General features: G+C 68.5%; 17 protein-coding genes. 11 read left to right on the forward strand and 6 right to left on the reverse strand.

The features are described from left to right. Window positions 1-4 precede the first annotated feature (4 nt). Together ACUYM2_RS07425 and ACUYM2_RS07430 are read left to right on the forward strand one after the other, a co-directional pair. Window positions 5-853, forward strand: a complete 849-nt coding sequence (locus ACUYM2_RS07425) for an ABC transporter permease (RefSeq protein ID WP_481599492.1) — start codon at window positions 5-7, stop codon at window positions 851-853. Between the two features lie 95 nt (window positions 854-948). Further along, window positions 949-1863, forward strand: a complete 915-nt coding sequence (locus ACUYM2_RS07430) for a glycine betaine ABC transporter substrate-binding protein (protein ID WP_481599493.1) — start codon at window positions 949-951, stop codon at window positions 1861-1863. 64 nt (window positions 1864-1927) lie between these two features. Here ACUYM2_RS07430 and ACUYM2_RS07435 read toward each other — a convergent pair whose 3' ends face one another. Further along, window positions 1928-2446, reverse strand: a complete 519-nt coding sequence (locus tag ACUYM2_RS07435) for a DinB family protein (protein ID WP_481599494.1) — start codon at window positions 2444-2446, stop codon at window positions 1928-1930. A gap of 64 nt (window positions 2447-2510) precedes the next feature. Between ACUYM2_RS07435 and ACUYM2_RS07440 the strand changes: the two genes are divergently transcribed. Continuing rightward, the gene (locus ACUYM2_RS07440) at window positions 2511-2894 is read left to right on the forward strand and encodes a VOC family protein (protein ID WP_481599495.1); all 384 of its coding nucleotides are present in this window, start codon (window positions 2511-2513) and stop codon (window positions 2892-2894) included. Window positions 2895-2967: 73 nt separating this feature from the next. On the opposite strand, the gene ACUYM2_RS07445 is transcribed toward ACUYM2_RS07440, so the two are convergent. Continuing rightward, complete coding sequence (locus ACUYM2_RS07445; protein WP_481599496.1) at window positions 2968-5490, reverse strand: DNA gyrase/topoisomerase IV subunit A; 2523 nt, start codon at window positions 5488-5490, stop codon at window positions 2968-2970. Between the two features lie 99 nt (window positions 5491-5589). Here ACUYM2_RS07445 and ACUYM2_RS07450 point away from each other — a divergent pair, with 99 nt between their 5' ends. From ACUYM2_RS07450 to ACUYM2_RS07460, 3 genes are read left to right on the forward strand one after another with little or no spacing between them, the layout of a single operon-like run. After that, window positions 5590-8298 (forward strand): bifunctional acetate--CoA ligase family protein/GNAT family N-acetyltransferase, encoded by a 2709-nt coding sequence (locus ACUYM2_RS07450; RefSeq protein WP_481599497.1) that lies wholly within the window; start codon window positions 5590-5592, stop codon window positions 8296-8298. A gap of 45 nt (window positions 8299-8343) precedes the next feature. Continuing rightward, a complete protein-coding gene (locus ACUYM2_RS07455) occupies window positions 8344-9087 on the forward strand; it encodes a DUF5998 family protein (RefSeq protein ID WP_481599498.1) in 744 nt (247 codons plus the stop codon). A 1-nt stretch (window position 9088) separates the two neighbouring features. Beyond that, entirely contained in the window at window positions 9089-10369 is a 1281-nt protein-coding gene (locus ACUYM2_RS07460; RefSeq protein WP_481599499.1) for an alkaline phosphatase family protein, read from the forward strand. 27 nt (window positions 10370-10396) lie between these two features. On the opposite strand, the gene sepH is transcribed toward ACUYM2_RS07460, so the two are convergent. Next, a complete protein-coding gene (sepH, locus tag ACUYM2_RS07465; RefSeq protein WP_481599500.1) occupies window positions 10397-11803 on the reverse strand; it encodes a septation protein SepH in 1407 nt (468 codons plus the stop codon). 324 nt (window positions 11804-12127) lie between these two features. Here sepH and ACUYM2_RS07470 point away from each other — a divergent pair, with 324 nt between their 5' ends. After that, window positions 12128-12427, forward strand: coding sequence for a DUF4193 domain-containing protein (locus tag ACUYM2_RS07470; protein ID WP_138769577.1), 300 nt, complete (start codon window positions 12128-12130; stop codon window positions 12425-12427). A gap of 61 nt (window positions 12428-12488) precedes the next feature. Here the strand turns inward: ACUYM2_RS07470 and ACUYM2_RS07475 are convergent, their stop codons facing one another. After that, window positions 12489-12974, reverse strand: a complete 486-nt coding sequence (locus ACUYM2_RS07475; RefSeq protein ID WP_481599501.1) for a DUF3093 domain-containing protein — start codon at window positions 12972-12974, stop codon at window positions 12489-12491. A gap of 132 nt (window positions 12975-13106) precedes the next feature. Between ACUYM2_RS07475 and dut the strand changes: the two genes are divergently transcribed. From dut to ACUYM2_RS07495, 4 genes are all read left to right on the forward strand, one after another. Then, window positions 13107-13637: a dUTP diphosphatase gene (gene dut / locus ACUYM2_RS07480; protein WP_481599502.1), complete on the forward strand. Its 531-nt coding sequence runs from the start codon at window positions 13107-13109 to the stop codon at window positions 13635-13637. An 80-nt stretch (window positions 13638-13717) separates the two neighbouring features. Further along, on the forward strand, window positions 13718-14434 hold the full coding sequence (locus ACUYM2_RS07485; RefSeq protein ID WP_481599503.1) for a DUF3710 domain-containing protein: 717 nt from the start codon (window positions 13718-13720) through the stop codon (window positions 14432-14434). Next, complete coding sequence (locus tag ACUYM2_RS07490) at window positions 14427-14825, forward strand: single stranded DNA-binding domain-containing protein (protein ID WP_481599504.1); 399 nt, start codon at window positions 14427-14429, stop codon at window positions 14823-14825. The genes ACUYM2_RS07485 and ACUYM2_RS07490 overlap by 8 nt, the downstream gene beginning before the upstream one ends. Continuing rightward, window positions 14822-15526 (forward strand): DUF3159 domain-containing protein, encoded by a 705-nt coding sequence (locus ACUYM2_RS07495; protein WP_481599505.1) that lies wholly within the window; start codon window positions 14822-14824, stop codon window positions 15524-15526. Before ACUYM2_RS07490 ends, ACUYM2_RS07495 begins: the two co-directional genes overlap by 4 nt. 61 nt (window positions 15527-15587) lie before the next feature. On the opposite strand, the gene ACUYM2_RS07500 is transcribed toward ACUYM2_RS07495, so the two are convergent. Both ACUYM2_RS07500 and ACUYM2_RS07505 read right to left on the reverse strand, forming a co-directional pair. Continuing rightward, the gene (locus tag ACUYM2_RS07500) at window positions 15588-16355 is read right to left on the reverse strand and encodes a potassium channel family protein (protein WP_481599506.1); all 768 of its coding nucleotides are present in this window, start codon (window positions 16353-16355) and stop codon (window positions 15588-15590) included. Further along, window positions 16356-17027 (reverse strand): potassium channel family protein, encoded by a 672-nt coding sequence (locus ACUYM2_RS07505; RefSeq protein ID WP_481599507.1) that lies wholly within the window; start codon window positions 17025-17027, stop codon window positions 16356-16358. Between the last annotated feature and the right edge of the window lie 13 nt (window positions 17028-17040).

Below are 17040 nucleotides of genomic sequence, written 5' to 3' on the forward strand. Positions count from 1 at the left end.
AACCATGGACTCAACGCTCTTCAGAATTCCCCTGGGCGCCTGGGTGGACAGCGGCCTGGAATGGATCATCGAGTCCTTTGGCGGATTCTTTTCCGTCCTGCGGTCGATGTTCCTGGCATTTTTCGACGGCGTCAGCTGGCTGCTCGTTTCCCCGCCGTTTTGGGCAGTGATTCTGGTCCTGTGTGCCATCGCCTTTTTCGCCCGCGGATGGAAGCTGGCCGCCGGGGCGGCGCTCGGTTTCCTGGTGATCTACGGGGTGGGGCAGTGGGAGAACGCGATGGCCTCGCTGGCGCTCGTACTCGTGGCCAGCGCCGTTGCCATCGCAGTCAGCGTCCCGCTCGGTATCCTGGCGGCCAGGTCAGCTGCCGCGTCAGCCGGGATAAAGCCCGTGCTCGACTTCATGCAGACCATGCCGGCCTTTGTCTATCTCATCCCCGCACTGCTGTTGTTCCGGGTCGGCGTTGTCCCCGGGATCGTCGCCACCATCATCTTCGCCATGGCACCCGGCGTCCGTTTCACCGAACTCGGCATCCGCGGTGTTGACCGCGAAGTCGTCGAGGCCGGCCACGCCTTCGGAGCCAGCCCAGGAAAAATCCTCACCCAGATCCAACTGCCGCTCGCCACTCCGACAATCATGGCGGGGATCAACCAAGTCATCATGCTCTCCCTGTCCATGGTTGTCATCGCGGGCATGGTCGGCGCCGGCGGGCTCGGCGGCGACGTCGTCAAGAGCCTGAGCCGGATCGACGCGGCGCTCGGCTTCGAAGCCGGCATCTCGGTGGTCATCCTGGCCATCTTCCTGGACCGGGTGACCGCCAGCCTCGGACGCCGGTCCGAGACCACCGGCCGCTGAGCGCCGTCCCGTTTGACCCATAATCCGTCCATCCGCCGCAGACACTCTGCTGCGGGTTGCCAGACTGCGCCCCGGCGCAGGATCGAAAGGAAATCATGAAATCATCACCCCTGATGCTTCTCACCGCCTTCAGCGCAGCCGCGCTGCTGACCCTCTCCGGCTGCGGTACCGGAGGTTCATCGAACGCGTCGGCCGACTCCGCCGACGGACCCGACAACGGCGACAAAAAAGACCTCAAAATCGCCGTTTTCAATGGCTGGGACGAGGGAATCGCCGCCTCCGAGCTGTGGAAAGCGGCGCTCGAAAAGAAGGGCTACAACGTCTCCCTTGAGTACGCAGCGCCCGCACCGGTGTATTCCGGGCTGTCAACGGGCGACTACGACGTCACCCTGGACACGTGGCTGCCCATCACGCACAAGAGCTACATCGACAAGTACGGCGCCGACATGGTCGACCTCGGCGCTTGGAACGACGAAGCGAAGCTGACCATTGCGGTCAACAAAGATGCACCGGTGGATTCCCTGGACGAGCTCGCGGCAAACGCGGACAAGTTCGGAAACCGGCTGGTCGGAATTGAGCCCGGCGCCGGACTGACTGAAGCCACCACCAAGAAGGTCATCCCCGAATACGGCCTGCAGAAGATGGACTACCTCACGTCGTCCACGCCCGCCATGCTCTCCGAGCTGAAAGCGGCCACCGCCGACGGCGAGAACATCGCGGTAACGCTCTGGCGGCCGCACTGGGCCTACGACGCCTTCCCGCTCAAGGATCTCGCAGATCCGAAGGGAGCCCTCGGCAAGGCTGAAGGGATCCACAGCTACGCCAGCAAGTCCTTCGACAAGGACTTCCCTGCGCTCTCCGGCTGGCTCAAGGAGTTCAAGATGGATTCCAAGGAGCTCTACTCGCTTGAGAACGCCATGTTCAACGGTGAGAAGACGGATAACTACGGTCCGGCCGTGAAAAAGTGGATGGCTGAGAACGAGGACTTCGTCGCATCGATGACTGACTAGGCTCCAGCGCTCGGCGCGTCGACGGACAACCCGCCTGTCCGTCGACGCGCCAGCGGACTACGCGCTAGCCATCCACATCGTGGAGGTGGTGCACGACGTCGTGCAGGAAATACTGCGCGAAGCTCAGCACCGTGAACTCCGAGCCGTTGCTGCGGGTGCCCTTGCGGCCCCAGTCCTGCTCCGGGACGCGGACGAAGGACGCGGCGATTTGCTCGCCCTCGGCCGTCAGCGCGGCGCTCACCTCGGCGGGGTCGGCGCCGGCGTAGTCCAGCTCGACCGCGGCCCGGTCCTGGTCCCAGTCCTCGAAGCGGGCGTCGTCGTGGCTGAGCATCAGATTGAGCCGGTGGTCGAAAAGGGTGAAGACGTCCCGGACGTGGCAGGCGTACTCCAGCGCCGACCAGGTGTCCTCGTCCGGGCGGACCGCCGCATCCGGGCGACGCAGCACGGCGCGCCAGCGCGGCAGCATACTTGTCACCCGTCCCGGGGCCGTGGCGGGGGTGCAGGCGGAGATGTCAAAACCGCACTCGGGGCACGGCCGTGACAGCACCCAGGTCCAGTCCTTTTGATCGGGCACGATAGGCATGTGAGCAGTCTAAGCGAAGGAGTAAAATTCGATCCGGGGGAAGGGCCTGGAAAGGGACATTGCCATGCTCAAGGACCAGCCGGTCGGCGCCGTCTTGCCGGCCGCGGACATCGCCCGCGCACGCGGTTTCTACCGCGACAAACTCGGACTCGAACCGGATAATCCGGGTGCCGAGGACAACCTGCAGTACACCTGCGGATCCGGCAGCAGATTCCTGGTGTACCTGACGCCCAACGCGGGATCTGCCAAAAATACCCAGATGGGCTGGATGGTTCCCGACGTTCGGGCCGCCGTCGCCGAGCTCCGCGCCGCCGGGGTCGTCTTCGAGGACTACGATTTCCCGGGCCTGAAGACCGAGGACGGCATTGCCACCCTGCCGGACGGAAGCACCGCGGCGTGGTTCCTGGACAGTGAGGGCAACATCCTGAACATCAACTCCGGGATGTAGCGTTCTGAACTGATCCCGGGCGGCCGCGTAGGAGCGGCGGCCCGGGATTCGTTGCGGGCCGGGTACCGCATGGTCAGCTGTCCGAGGCATCCTCCGCGGACCAGGCCATGCTCGGGCCGACCGCGTCGATGGCCTGGGAGAGCGGGATGCCTGAGCCGTCGCGGCGGCCGTGCTCGCCCGGCAGCGAGCGCGCCACCCCGGCCAGCGAGGACGCCTTCGCCGGGCCGTGCCCGGCCCAGGCGAGCAGCAGCGTGTCCTCGCCCTTGAGGAAGCGGTGCGCGCGGACGCCGGCGGTGCCGCGGCCCTTGGCCGGGTACTCAGCCAGCGCGGTGACCTTGGCCGCGCCGGGAGCGGTGCCGGGCAGTGCCCCTTCGGTGCCGGCGATGGTGACCACCACGGCGGCGGCGTCGTCGGAGCGTGCCGTGCCGAAGTGCAGCACCCTGTCGCCGGCGGCCAGTTTGATCCCGGCCATGCCGCCAGCGGTGCGGCCCTGCGGGCGGACCGCCGAGGCGCTGAAGTGCAGCAGCTGGGCCTGGCGCGTCACAAAGACCAGCTCTACGTCATCGGCGGCGGCGGGCTCGACGCCCACCACGGTGTCCTTGTCCTTGAGCGCGATCACTTCCCAGTCCTCGCGGTTCAACGGGTAGTCCGGCTGGACGCGCTTGACCACACCCTGCGCGGTTCCGATCGCGAGGACCTGGTCCAGCGGCGCGAACGCCACGAGCGACTCGTTCTTGAGCAGCGTGATGAAGTCCTTGGCCGGGACGCCGCCGGCCATGTTGGGCGTCCCGGACGTGGGCGGAAGCACCGGCATGTCCATCACCTGGAGCCGCAGCATCCGGCCCTGGGACGTGATCGCGGCGATCTCGCCGCGCGCCGAGGTCTTGACCACCGAACGGAAGACATCGTGTTTGGCCCGCGGGCCGGATTCGGCGAGGCTGTCCTGGTTGGCCGTGCGCGCGATCTGCCCTGACGCCGTCAGGATCGCCCAGCAGGGGTCATCCGCGATCTCCAGGGCCAGCGGCGCCGCCTTGCCCTTGGCACCCGGCGCGGCGGTGAGGGCCGCGGCGATTGTGGGGGAGACGGCCTCGGATTCGAGCAGCACAGTCCGGCGCGGGGTGCCGTATTTGTCCGCGAGCTCGCCGAGCTCGTCGGAGACCAGCCCGCGCAGCAGCTCGGGGGAGTCCAGGATGGCCTGGAGCTCCGCGATCTCGCGGCGCAGCTCGTCCTGTTCCTTCTCCAGCTCGATCCGGGAATACTTGGTCAGCTGCCGCAGCCGGAGTTCCAGGATGTAATTGGCCTGGATCTCCGACAGGTCGTAGATGGACATCAGCCGGGTGCGGGCGGCGGCGGCCTCGTCAGAGGACCGGATGATCTGGATCACCTCGTCGATGTCCACGATCGCGATGAGCATACCCTCGACCAGGTGCAGGCGGTCCTTCTTCTTGCCCAGGCGGAAAGCGGTGCGGCGGCGCACCACGTTGATGCGGTGGTTGACGTAGACGGAGAGCAGTTCCAGCAGGCCCAGGGTCTGCGGCTGCCCGTCGACGAGCGTGACGTTGTTGATGCCGAACGAGTCCTCCATCGGCGTGAAGCGGTAGAGCTGCTGGAGCACGGCGTTCGGGTTGAAGCCGTTCTTCAGCTCGATAACGAGCCGCAGGCCGTGCTTGCGGTCGGTGAGGTCCACGATGTCACTAATGCCAGTCAGCTTCTTGCCGTTGACCGCGTCCTTGATCTTCTCGATCACCTTTTCCGGGCCCACCATGTACGGCAGTTCGGTGACCACCAGGCCGGTGCGGCGTGCCGAAAGCTGTTCGACCTCGACCTTGGCCCGGGTCTTGAAGGATCCGCGGCCGGTGGCGTACGCGTCACGGATGCCGTCCAGGCCGACGATCCGGCCGCCGGTGGGCAGGTCGGGGCCGGGGACGAACTTCATGATGTCCTCGAGTGAGGCGTCCGGGTGCGCAATCAGGTGCCGGGCCGCCGCCACCACTTCACCGAGGTTGTGCGGGGCCATGTTGGTGGCCATGCCGACGGCGATGCCGGTGGCGCCATTGACCAAGAGGTTCGGGAACGCGGCCGGGAGCACGTCCGGCTGGGTGAGCTGATTGTCGTAGTTCGGGACGAAGTCCACCACGTCCTCGTCGAGGTGGTCCGTCAGGGTCAGCGCCGCCGCCGCCAGCCGGGCCTCGGTGTACCGCGGCGCGGCCGGGCCGTCGTCGAGCGAGCCGAAGTTGCCGTGCCCGTCGATCAGTGGCAGCCGCAGGGAGAAGTCCTGCGCCATCCGCACCATGGCGTCGTAGATCGCGGTATCGCCGTGCGGGTGTAGCTTGCCCATCACTTCGCCCACCACGCGGGCGCTCTTGACATGGCCGCGGTCCGGGCGCAGGCCCATCTCACTCATCATGTACAGGATGCGCCGCTGCACGGGCTTGAGGCCGTCGCGGGCGTCGGGGAGGGCCCGGGAGTAGATCACCGAGTAGGCGTACTCCAGGAACGAGCCTTCCATTTCGGAAGTGACGTCGATGTCGACGATATTTTCGGTGAAATCCGGGCTGGCTTCCCCTGCCGGGGGCGTGGTTTGGCGGCGTGCCATGAGGCTGGTGGGTCCTTCTACGGGTTACTCAGTTGATGTTGCGTGGCTGTTGAGGCGCGATGACGGCGGGCAGCTCAAGTTTATGGCTAGGCTAAGCCTATGGTGGATCAGCCCGCGGACGGCGTATATCCGGAACATTGGGAAGCCGATGTCGTGCTGCGCGACGGCGGGACAGCGCACCTGCGCCCCATCCACCCTGCCGACTCCGACGCGGTACAGGCCTTCCACGTGGGCCAGTCGCAGAAGTCCATCTACATGCGCTTCTTCGCGTTCAAGTCCAAGCTCTCCGCCAAGGAACTCAAGCGCTTCACCGAGGTCGACTACAAGGACCGGGTTGCCCTGGTGATCACCATCGGCGGCGAAATCATGGGCATCGGCCGCTACGACCGGCTCGACGACCCCGAAGAGGCGGAGGTCGCCTTCAACATCGCCGACGCGCACCAGGGGCGCGGCATCGGCTCGATCCTGCTCGAACACCTGGCCGCCGCGGCCCGGGAAAACGGCATCCGCAAGTTCAGCGCCGAGGTGCTGCCGGAGAACCGCAAGATGCTGATGGTCTTCTCGGACGCCGGCTACGACGTCAAGCGGCACTTCGACGACGGCGTCGTCAGCCTTGAGTTCAACATCGACCCCACGGACAAGTCGCGGGCCGTGATGGAATCCCGCGAGCACCGCGCCGAGGCGCGCAGCATCCAGGAATTGCTGGCCCCGTCCTCCGTGGCCGTGATCGGCGCCAGCCGTAAATGGGGCACCGTCGGCTACCAGCTGCTGGAACACATCATCGAAGGCGGCTTCACCGGCCCGGTCTACGCGATCAACCCCGAGGCACTCGAACTCGCCGGCATGCTGTCCTTCGCCAAACTCTCGGAGGTCCCTGGCCCGGTCAAGCTCGCCATCATCGCGGTCCCGTACGACGAGGTGCCCAAGGTGGTCCAGGAGTGCGGGGAGGCCGGGGTCAAGGGAATTGTGGTGGCCACCGCCGGCTACGCGGACGACGGCGAACGCGGCCTCGCCCGGCAGCGCGACCTGGTCCGCCAGGCCCGCTCCAACGGCATGCGCGTGATCGGCCCTGCCTCGCTGGGCATCGTCAACACCAACCCCGCCGTGTCCCTTAACGCCTCGATGGCGCCGTCGCTGGCGCGCCGCGGCGGCCTCGGCTTGTTCAGCCAGTCCGCGGCGATCGGCATCTCGCTCTACGCAGCCTCCAGCCGCCGCCGGGTGGGCATCTCGACCTTCCTCTCGGCCGGCAACCGCGCCGACGTGTCCGGCAACGACATGATGCAGTTCTGGGAAGACGACGCCGACACGACCGCCGTCGGGCTCTACCTCGAATCCATCGGCAACCCGCGCAAATTCTCCCGGCTGGCCCGGCGGCTGGCGCGGACCAAACCGGTGATCGTGGCCAAGTCGGACGCCATGGGCCTGAACCTGCCCCCAGGGCACGCCGTGCGCACCACGCAGGCGCCTCCCGAAGCCCTGGACGCCATGATGCGCCAGGCCGGGGTGATCCGGGTGGAAACGATCGAACAGCTGATGGACGTGGCGCAGATTGTCTCCAGCCAGCCGCTGCCCCAGGGCCCGGGCGTGGCCGTGTTCAGCAACTCCCGCGCGCTGGGCAAGGTGGTGGCGGACAGCGCCGCCGCGGCCGGCCTGGGCGTGGAACGCGTTGTCGCCGACGTCGACCTGGATGCCGGCATGTCCCGGGCGCTGCCGGCGCTGCGGCGCAGCCTGCAGGAAACGCTGACCGTCGAGTCGGTCCACGCCGTCGTGGTGGCCCTGCTGCCGGCCCGCGGACTCACCGTCGAAAAGATCGGCGCGGTGCTGGCCGAGTGTTCGGCGGCGGCGGGGAAACCGGTGGTCGCGGCGTTCACCGGCCTCCTTGACCCCTCCATCTACGTGGAGGGCATGGTCGGGGCAGCGGCCGACGACGCCGCGCCGGAGGCCGCCCCCGGCGTGCCCTGCTACTCAAACCCGGGGGCCGCCGTCGCCGCCCTCGCGGCCGTGGTCCGCTACGCGCAGTGGGTGGTCCGCGACCAGGGGCTCTTCGTGGAACCGGAGGGCTGCGACCCAGAGGGCGCCCACGAGGACCTCGAGGAACTGCTCCGGCCCGTGGGCGGCGAGCAGCTGGTCCGGCTGGACCCCGGCTCCGCCGCGAAGCTGCTGGGCCGCTACGGCATCCGCGTGCTGCCCTCCGAGGGCTTCGAGAGTGAGGACGACGCCGTCGCGGCAGCGGACCGGTTCGGCTGGCCGGTGGCGCTCAAGACCACAGACCCGGCGCTGCGGCACCGGCTGGACCTCGGCGGGGTGCGCCTGGACATCCAGGACGCCGACTCGCTCCGCCGCAACATCGCCCAGATGCGGAAATCGCTGCAGCGCTACGGCTCGCCGTCGCTGGAGGTCCAGTCCATGGCCCCGGTGGGCCAGGCCTGTACCTTCCGCGCCATCGAGGACCCGCTGCTGGGCCCGGTGGTGTCGTTCGGGCTGGCCGGCGACGCCGTCAACCTTCTCGATGATTGGGCGCACCGCGTCCCCCCGCTCTCCGGCTCCGATGTCCACGACTTCATCCGCGCGCCACGCGCCTCCCGCAAGCTCTTCGGCTACCAGGGCCTGCCCGCCGTCGACGCCGGCGCGCTCGAGGACCTCGCGGCCCGGCTGACCCGGCTCAAGGACAACCACCCGGAGATCGTTTTGGTCGAGTTCAACCCGGTCCTGGCCGGCCCCGACGGTGCGGTCATCCTCGCTGCCGACGTCCGGATTGCCAACGCCGCGCAGCGCACCGACACGGCCCGCCGCGCGATGCGCAGCTAGCGGCGCAGTTAGCATGTCCCCGGCCGATCTGTGAAAATGGAAGCCATGAGTTCCCAGCCTCCAGCATCCAAGCCCCAGGCGTCCGTCCCCGGCCGCCACGGCTCGCCGCACCACGGCCTGCACGACCACAGCGCGCAGGGCCAGAGCCTGGAAGGCGCCCTCCAGCAGGCAGGCTTCTACCCCCGCCTGGTGGCCGATGTCGTCGCCGACGCCCTGGACGGCCGCGACTGCGTCGCCCACCTGGTCCACCTGGAGACGCACTTCGACCGGGCCGAGGTGCGCCGGCACATCACCGTGCTGGTGCTGACCGAGGACATGCTGGTCATCACCCACGTCGACGACCAACAGCTTGACGAAGCCGGTGAGCAGATCGTCGCCCAGGTCTCCACCGAATCCGTTCCCGTGACGCAAATCCGTTCGGTGGTGCTCAGTTACGTGTACGCCCAGCCGCAGGACTATAAGCCCTCGGACCCGGTGCGTGAGTTGACCCTCTCGATCGCCTGGTCCGGCGGGCAGCGCCTCGACATGGGCCCCGCCAGCTGCGGCGATCCGCAATGCGAGGCCGACCACGGTTACAGCGGTACGATCGCGCAAGAGGACATCGTCCTGCGGATCAGCGCCGAAGCGGACGGCCTGCAGGCTGTCCAGGACGCCAAGCTCTTCGCCCGGGCGCTCCGTGCCGTGAACACTGGATCGACCGCTGCCGTCCCGCATGGGGTCTCCGCCCTTCCTCAGCGCCCCCGCAGCGGCGTTTTCGGCAACCGCCTCAGCCGCGGCCACCAGCGCTGAGATGGGGCCGGACCGAGCCGCAGAGTCCCCGGTAGCCTCCCCGCAGCCGCCTGCCCCGCCGACCGGCGCCCCGGCCGGGCTGCCCTCGCCCCCGGCCTACGGGGAACGTTCCATCGCGGAGGTGCTTAGCAGTGCCGCGGCCAGCCTGGGCGTCCCCGGTTTCGACAACCGGCTGAACCTACCCGCCGCGAAGCACGTCTGCGTCGTGCTGGCCGACGGCCTGGGCCGCCAGCTGCTCAAGCAGAAGACCGCGCACACCCCGTTCCTGCGCACCGTGCTGCAAGCCGGCCAGGGCGCCGTGCCGGTCTGGCTCGACGCGGCCTTCCCTTCCACCACGGCCGCGTCGCTGGCCAGTTTCGGAACCGGGCAGCCGGCCGGGCAACACGGGATGGTCGGCTACGACGTCCTGGACCCGGACCAGGACCGGGTGGTCAACATGCTGGGCAACTGGGACGACGGCGTCGACCCGCTGCGATGGCAGCCCCTGCCCACCGTCTTCGAACGGGCCGCCAGGCACGTCGATGTCAGCACCGTCGCCCTGCCGCGGTTCAGTGATTCGGCCATGACCCGGGCAGCGCTGAGGGGCGGCCGGTTCGTGGCCGGCACCACCTCGCACGCCCGGACCGCGGCGGCCGCGGAAGCCATGGCCGGCGCGGAGCGATCGCTGATGTACTTCTACGTCCACGAACTGGACAAGGCCGGGCACCGGTACGGCTGCCAGTCGCCTCAGTGGGAACACCAGCTCGAAGAGCTCGACGCCACCGTACGCCGGCTCAATGCCACCCTGCCGGCCGGCACCACCGTGCTGGTCACGGGAGACCACGGCATGCTGGATGTGCCGGCATCCCAGCGGATCGACTATTCCGCCGAGGCGGACCTTATCGCAGGGGTCCGGCACACGGCGGGGGAGCCGCGCATGGTGCATCTCTACCTTGACGGAGCGGACGACGCCGCCCGGCACCGGCTGCTGGAGGCCTGGCGGTCGCGCTTCGGCGACCGGATCTGGGCCTTCACCCGGGACGAAGCCGTGGCCGCCGGACTGTTCGGTGAGCTCCGTAGCGGGGTTGGACCGCGGATCGGTGATGTGATGATCGCCGCGCGTGACGCGATGGCTTTCTACGACACCCGCCGGGTCCAGGCCAGGGCGCTCGAGGTGGTTGGGCAGCACGGCTCGCTGACCAAAGCGGAGCGGGAGGTGCCGCTGTTGTGCTTCAAAGCCGAGGGGAAATCGGGCGCCAGGGCCGCCGGCGGAAAAGCTGCCGGGAAGGCTGCGCGCCGCTAAGCCGGATCGTCCCGGCGGGCAGCGGCCTTAGTCGCTGCGGGTCCCGAAGACGATTTCATCCCAGCTGGGCACGCTGGAGCGCTTGGGCTTGGACGGCTGGCGTTCCGGCGTTTCGGGCTCCCGGTCGGCGCGGGATAATTCGGCGCGGGATGCGTCCGGGCCGGGAGCCGCCACGGAGTCGTGCTGCGCGCGCCGCGACGGTCCACCGCCCAGGAGTTCATCCAATCCAGGACTGGACGTGGGGCCGGTCCGCACCGGTCGCAATTGTGAGGCAGCGATGGTGATTTCACGGGTTTCGGTGCTGACCCCGTCGTGAAGCTTCAGCGCATCGTCGTCGCTGGTGTCCTGGTGCCGCGGCGCAAGGCTCAGGCGGGACAGCATGGACGGCCGCGCATCCCTGCGACGGGAAAGGACGTCGGGGTTGGGAATCGAGTGCGGTTCGGCTGACGCCGCGGGCGGGGCAGCTTTCTCCGCCGGGGCGTCCTCGGCGGTCGCTTCAATCTCCGCCGCGTCATCCCCGGCCTCGTCAAGCGACGGGACTTCGGAGGGCCGAGGGTGGGCTGCGGGCACCCCGTTGGTCAGCAACAGCGCCAGGGCGTCGTCGGCGTCTTCGTCCAGGCCGAGGCGCTGGCCGCGGCGGGTACGGAGCATGTCCAGCAGCCCGTCGGCGTCGTTTTCCTGCTGGATGCCGTTTTGCTGGACGACGCTCAGTTGCGCGGTGGCGCTGCGCGCGGCTGCGTCCGCGTCAGTTTCGAAGTCAAAGGGTCGGTCCGAAACGGCCGAGAGGCGGCGGGCCGGGACCGGGCCGTCCATCGGTTCAAGTTCGCTGAGCTGTTGCGCCCAGCGGTTGGCGTTCTGCAACGACTTGCGCGCCGGGCTGAACGTCCACATGGCCGGCGGCTCTTCACCGATAGCCGCGTGGGCGCCGGGCTGCGTTTCGAACCGCGCCACCACATTCCAGCTTCCGTCCGGCCGGCGCCAGGAATCCCACTCCACGGAGGAGGGCTCGATCCCGTGCGCCCGGAGCCTGTGCGTGACCATGTCATCCAGGCTGGCAGGCTGGTCGCCGAAGAAGGAACGGTAGCTGTCATGGCCTGCGGACGGGGCCGCCACCTCGACCTTGCGGGCCTGCTGGGCCACGTATTCGCGCTCGGCGAGCACGGGGCCCTCGTAGCGCTGCACCTTGGCCAGCGGAATGCCGGAGAGCTCAGCCACCTCGGCCGCGGTGGCGCCGTTGCGTATCCTGGCCTGGATATCGCGGGGGGACATGGCAATGGGTTCGGCGCCCACGCCGGAAGCGGCCCTCGCCGGCGTCCGGCTGGCAGCCGCCCGAAGTGCCTCATCGATCGGCAGCTGGAACATCTCGCCGCCGGTGCCACTCAACAGGAGATGCTCTCCGTCGTCGTGGACGCCTACAAGCCGTAGATCCTGCATACAAATCCTCCACCCTGGCATTACTAACATTCGAAACTCTGCCACCGATGGGCCGCAATTCGGGTTAGGAGGGAGGGCGCGCCGTGATTTTCCGCGACTTTCCGGCCCATTTGTCCCGTCCCGGCCCGGCCGGGCTGCCGCCGGACCACTGGCCTCTGGTGTTTGGCAGGGGATGTGCGCAAAAATGACCCGACATCGGGCACAAAAAGCACTTGTCCGGCGTTGACATCGGTGAACCAAACCCGGGCCGCACCGGGGCTACCAGCCCCGCCGGCGCGGAGGCGGCGATCCAACCCAACGAATGCGGAGTGTGAGCAACTACTAATGGCGACAGACTACGATGCGCCGCGCAAGACCGAGGAAGACCTCAACGAGGATTCCATCGAGGAGCTGAAGTCGCGGCGTACGGACAAGCCCTCCGCGGTGGTCGATGAAGACGAGACCGACCTCGCTGAAGGCTACGAACTCCCGGGCGCCGACCTGTCCGGCGAGGAGCTGCTGGTGCGGGTGCTGCCCGCCCAGGCAGACGAATTCACCTGTGCCTCCTGCTTCCTCGTCCGCCACCGTTCGCAGATCGCCCGCGAAAAGGACGGCCTGAAGTACTGCAAGGATTGCGAGGGCTGACGGCTCCGCAGGGGGCCCTGAGCCCGGTAAGGGCTTGCGGTCAGCGCGGGCAGCTCGGCGATCAGCGGGACAGAGCGGCGACGAGTTCGTCCGGGTGCCGGGTGGACGTCAGCCAGTAAGGGGTCCGGTCCGAGGGGTCGGTGATTTCGATCCGGACCACCGGGTCGATCCAGCCGCGGATGCACATAAAGGCGAGCCCGTTGAGCCGGGTGCCGCGCTCCGCCGTGGCCTCGGCGCCGCGGAAAGCCCGGGCGGTGCCGACGAAGCGGCGCTCGATTGTCGCCCGCCCGACGCGCAAGGTGGCGGCCGTGACCGAGATGGACGGCGTGGACACGACCAGCAACACCGCCTGAATCGCAAAGAGCACCACGGCCGCGGTGATACCGGCGGCGATACTGATCGGCGCGAACACCAGGATCCCGGCTCCGGCCAGCCCGGCAGCCACCAGCCAGATCCAGAAATTCGGCCACAGCTTTTCGCTGAACAGGACGGTGGCGTCGTTGGGGGTGCTGTTGGAGGCAGGCACGGCTGCAGTGGATTCGGGCATGAGCCCAGCTTTCCACTTTTCCCGGGCCATTTCACCTTCGCCGTTCGCCGTGGCCAGCCCGCCGTCGCCCGGCCGCCCGGGGAGGGCCGTGCGGTAGGCCTATCCTCCCCGCGGGCGTTACAGTGGGGAACTGTGATTGAAGAAACCACTGCCGTGAACACCGCGCCGGCAGAGCCCGCAGCCGGCCACCTTCCCGCGTACGGAGCCCCCACCCTGACCGTGCAGCTGAAAATGCTCGACGACGGCCTGCAGCCGCCGTCGTATGCCCACCCGGGCGACGCCGGCGCGGACCTTCGCGCCCGCGAGGACGTGGTCCTCGCGCCGGGGGAGCGGCGGCTGGTGCCGACCGGTGTGTCCATCGCACTGCCCGACGGTTTCGTTGCCCTCATCCACCCGCGCTCCGGCCTCGCCACCAAGCACGGACTGACCGTGGTCAACGCGCCAGGCACGGTGGACGCGGGTTACCGCGGAGAGATCGCCGTGACACTGCTGAATACCGACCGCGACGAGGCGATTGAACTGCGGCGCGGCGATAGAATTGCACAAATGGTCATCCAGCGGGTGGAGTACGCGGAGTTTGTGCCCGTCCAGGAGCTCGGCGACTCAGTCCGCGGCGGCGGCGGTTTCGGCTCCACCGGCGGGTTCGGCGCCCCCGGGGCCTGAGCCCCGTCCGCTTGACGCAGCTGTTCCCTGCGCGGCCGTCGGGCCTTTCGCGCAGGATCACAACTAAGGAGACAAACCCCATGGTTTTTGGGCGTGGCAGAAAAGCCAAGCAGGAGCAGATGACGGACACCGGGGAGACCCCGGACGACGCAATTGTGGGAACCGCTGCGTCGGACGAGGCAAACGACGGCGCACTCCGCAGCGCCGGTCCCTACGACGTCTCGGAAATTGACAACCAGGACGGCTACGTGGACCTCGGCGCCCTGCTGATTGCCCCGCGCGAAGGACTGCAGCTCCGGCTGGAGGTCGAGGAGGCCACCCAGCGCGTGGTGGCCGTGACCATGGACCTGGACAGCTCAAGCCTCCAGCTTCAGGCGTTCGCCGCGCCCCGTTCCGAGGGCCTCTGGGACGAAATCCGCGAGCAGATCGGCCAGTCCGTCGGCAGCCAGGGCGGACAGGTTGAAGAGATCGAGGGCCACTTCGGCATCGAGCTCGTAGCCAAGCTGCCCGCCGGTGACGGCAGCGACAGCTACCGGGTGGCCCGCTTCATCGGCGTCGACGGCCCCCGCTGGTTCCTCCGCGGTGTGCTCGGCGGCGACGCGGCACTGGACCGTGCTGCCGCCGCCGGCCTTGAAGAGCTTTTCCGCCAGATCGTTGTGGTGCGGGGCGAGAACCCCATGCCGCCGCGCGACCTGCTCCAGCTCCGCCTTCCCCGGGATTCCGGCGTCTCGGCGCCGCAGGGCGCCCCGGAGTTCGAACAGCCCGAGCGCGGACCGGAGACTACCCAGATTGGTTGATGCCCCCGGCAGGAAGCCCGCCGACGCCGTCCCCGTGCGGGGGCTGCCGGAGCGCGGACGGGTGCTGTGCCGCGGCTTCATTGAGTCCGTGACGTACGCCCCGGCCAGTGAGGTGGCCGCCTTCACCGCGATCGTGACCGACCACGACGCCCCGCCTGCCAAGGCGCGGCCGGCGGCGTCCTCCGTCCAGACCGCCCAGCCCCGGGCCGGCCGCAAACGGCCCGCCGTGGCCGCTGACCGGCTCCGGGTGGTCTGGCTGGGACGGCGCCGCATCCCCGGCGTCAACGCCGGACTGGAGGTCCGGCTTGAGGGCATGGTCACGGTCCGGGACGGTCTGCCCACCATGTTCAACCCGCGCTACGAAATACTCTCCCGCAAGGAGGAGCAATGAGCACGCCCGAAGACCCGCAGCCCACCGTGGCCCAGCTCGCCGAAGGCTACGCGGCCAAGGCGGGCCTGCACCGCTCCAGCAACGGAAATATCGACGTGCTCAAGAGCGCCGGCGGTGTCCAGGGCATCGCCGAAAGTATCCTCCCCGGCCTGGTGTTCCTGATTGCGTTCACGCTCACCCGGGAGCTCCCGCTGGCCCTGATCGGCGCGCTGGCCGTGGCCGCGGCGTTCACCGTCGCGCGGCTGGTCCAGCGCAAGCCGCTGACACAGGCGCTGGCCGGCATCGTCGGCGTCGGGCTGTCAGCCTGGCTGGCGAACTCCACCGGCAAGGCGGAGGACTTCTACGTCCTGGGGTTCTTCACCAACCTCGGCTACATCCTCGCGATGTCCGTCTCGATCGCCGTGCGCTGGCCTTTCGCCGGGCTGCTGTTCGGATTTATCCGGAACGAAGGCCTGGACTGGCGCAAGCACCCGTCCCGGGTGAAGGCGTACCGTATCGGCACCTGGGTGATCATCTCGGTCCTCGCCCTGCGCCTGCTCGTCCAGGTACCGCTGTACCTGATGGGGGAACAGGGCCTCGCCGGCCTCGCGACCACCCGGCTCATCATGGGCGCGCCGCTGTACATCCTTGGCATGTGGGTGGCGTGGCTGCTCACCCGCCCGGCCCCGGCGTCGGCTGAGGGGTCTGCCGGGCCCAACTAACTCGCAGTTGTTGTCGCTTTGAGGCTCAAAACGACAACAACTGCGAGCTGGTTTGGGCGGATCAGCCGTCGAAACCGTCGTCGCCGGCGGGCTGGGTCTCGCGGCCGTGTTGGTCCGCGCCGGCCAGTTGCCCGGCCCCGGTTGACTCGCTGGCAGCGTCGATGCCGGAATCCGGCGCCGAGAGCAGTGCCCGCAGCCCGTCCTCCGCGGCGATCGTGGTGACGAAGAAGAGCTCGTCGCCGCCGTCGATCACGTCGTCCCGGCTGGGCGTGATGGGCGCCTGGTCCCGCAGGATCGCGACCAGCGTCGCGTCCTCAGGCCAGTCGATATCACCCACGGTCAGGCCGATCACATGCGAATCGTGCGGAACGGTGAACTCAACCAGCGAGGACACCCCGGTCTGCAGGGTCAGCAGCCGGACCAGGTCACCGATCTCCACGGCTTCCTCGACCAGGGCGGTCATTAGCTGCGGGGTGTTCACCGCGACGTCGACGCCCCAGGAATCGTCGAACATCCAGTCGTTCTTCGGGTTGTTGACCCGGCCCACGGTCCGTCCCACGCCGAACTCGGTCTTGGCGAGCAGCGACACCACCAGGTTCACCTTGTCGTCGCCCGTGGCGGAGACCACGACGTCGGCGTCCTCCAGCCGGGCGTCCTTGAGCGTGCTGAGCTCGCAGGCGTCGCCGACCAGCCAGTGCGCGCCGCGCAGCCCGCTGCGGCCGATCACCTCGGGCTTGAGGTCGATCAACAGGATCTCGTGTTTGTGGGCCAGCAGCTCACGGGCGATCGAGGAACCGACACTGCCCGCCCCGACGATAACAACTTTCACTTAGGACTCCTTGGCGGGGGACTGGGCAAGAATGTGGGCGACCTCGGAGGTGCGGTCCACGCTGAGCATGGCGTGCACGGTGTCACCGTCCTGGTACAACGTTCCGGGGCCCGGGAGGATGCCCTCGCCGAAACGGGTGAGGTAAGCGACGCGGATGTCGGCGGCCTTTTCGAGTGCGGTGACCGGGTGCCCGATCCAGCCGGACTCCACGTCCACCTCGGCCAGCACCAGCCGGCCGGAAGGGTCGCGGAAGTCGCCGGCGAGGTGCTGCTCCGGGAGGATCCTGCGCAGCACCTGGTCCGCGCTCCAGCGCACCGCCGCGACCGTGGGAATGCCCAGGCGCTGGTAGATCTCGGCGCGCCCCGGATCGTAGATCCGCGCCACGACGTGCGGCACATGGAAGGTCTCGCGGGCCACGCGGGTGGCCAGGATATTCGAGTTGTCGCCGCTGGACACGGCGGCGAAGGCGTAGGCCTCTTCGACCCCGGCCTGCTTGAGCGTCTCCCGGTCGAAGCCGACGCCGGTGACTTTGCGGCCGGAGAAGCCGGTCCGGAGCCGTCGGAAGGCACGGTCGTCCTGGTCGATGATCGCGACCGAATGGCCGGCGTCCTCCAGTGTGTGCGCCAGGGTTGCCCCAACGCGGCCACAACCCATGATCACGAAGTGCGCCACCCGTGCCTCCTCA

The organism is Arthrobacter sp. SD1074B (assembly GCF_056780195.1).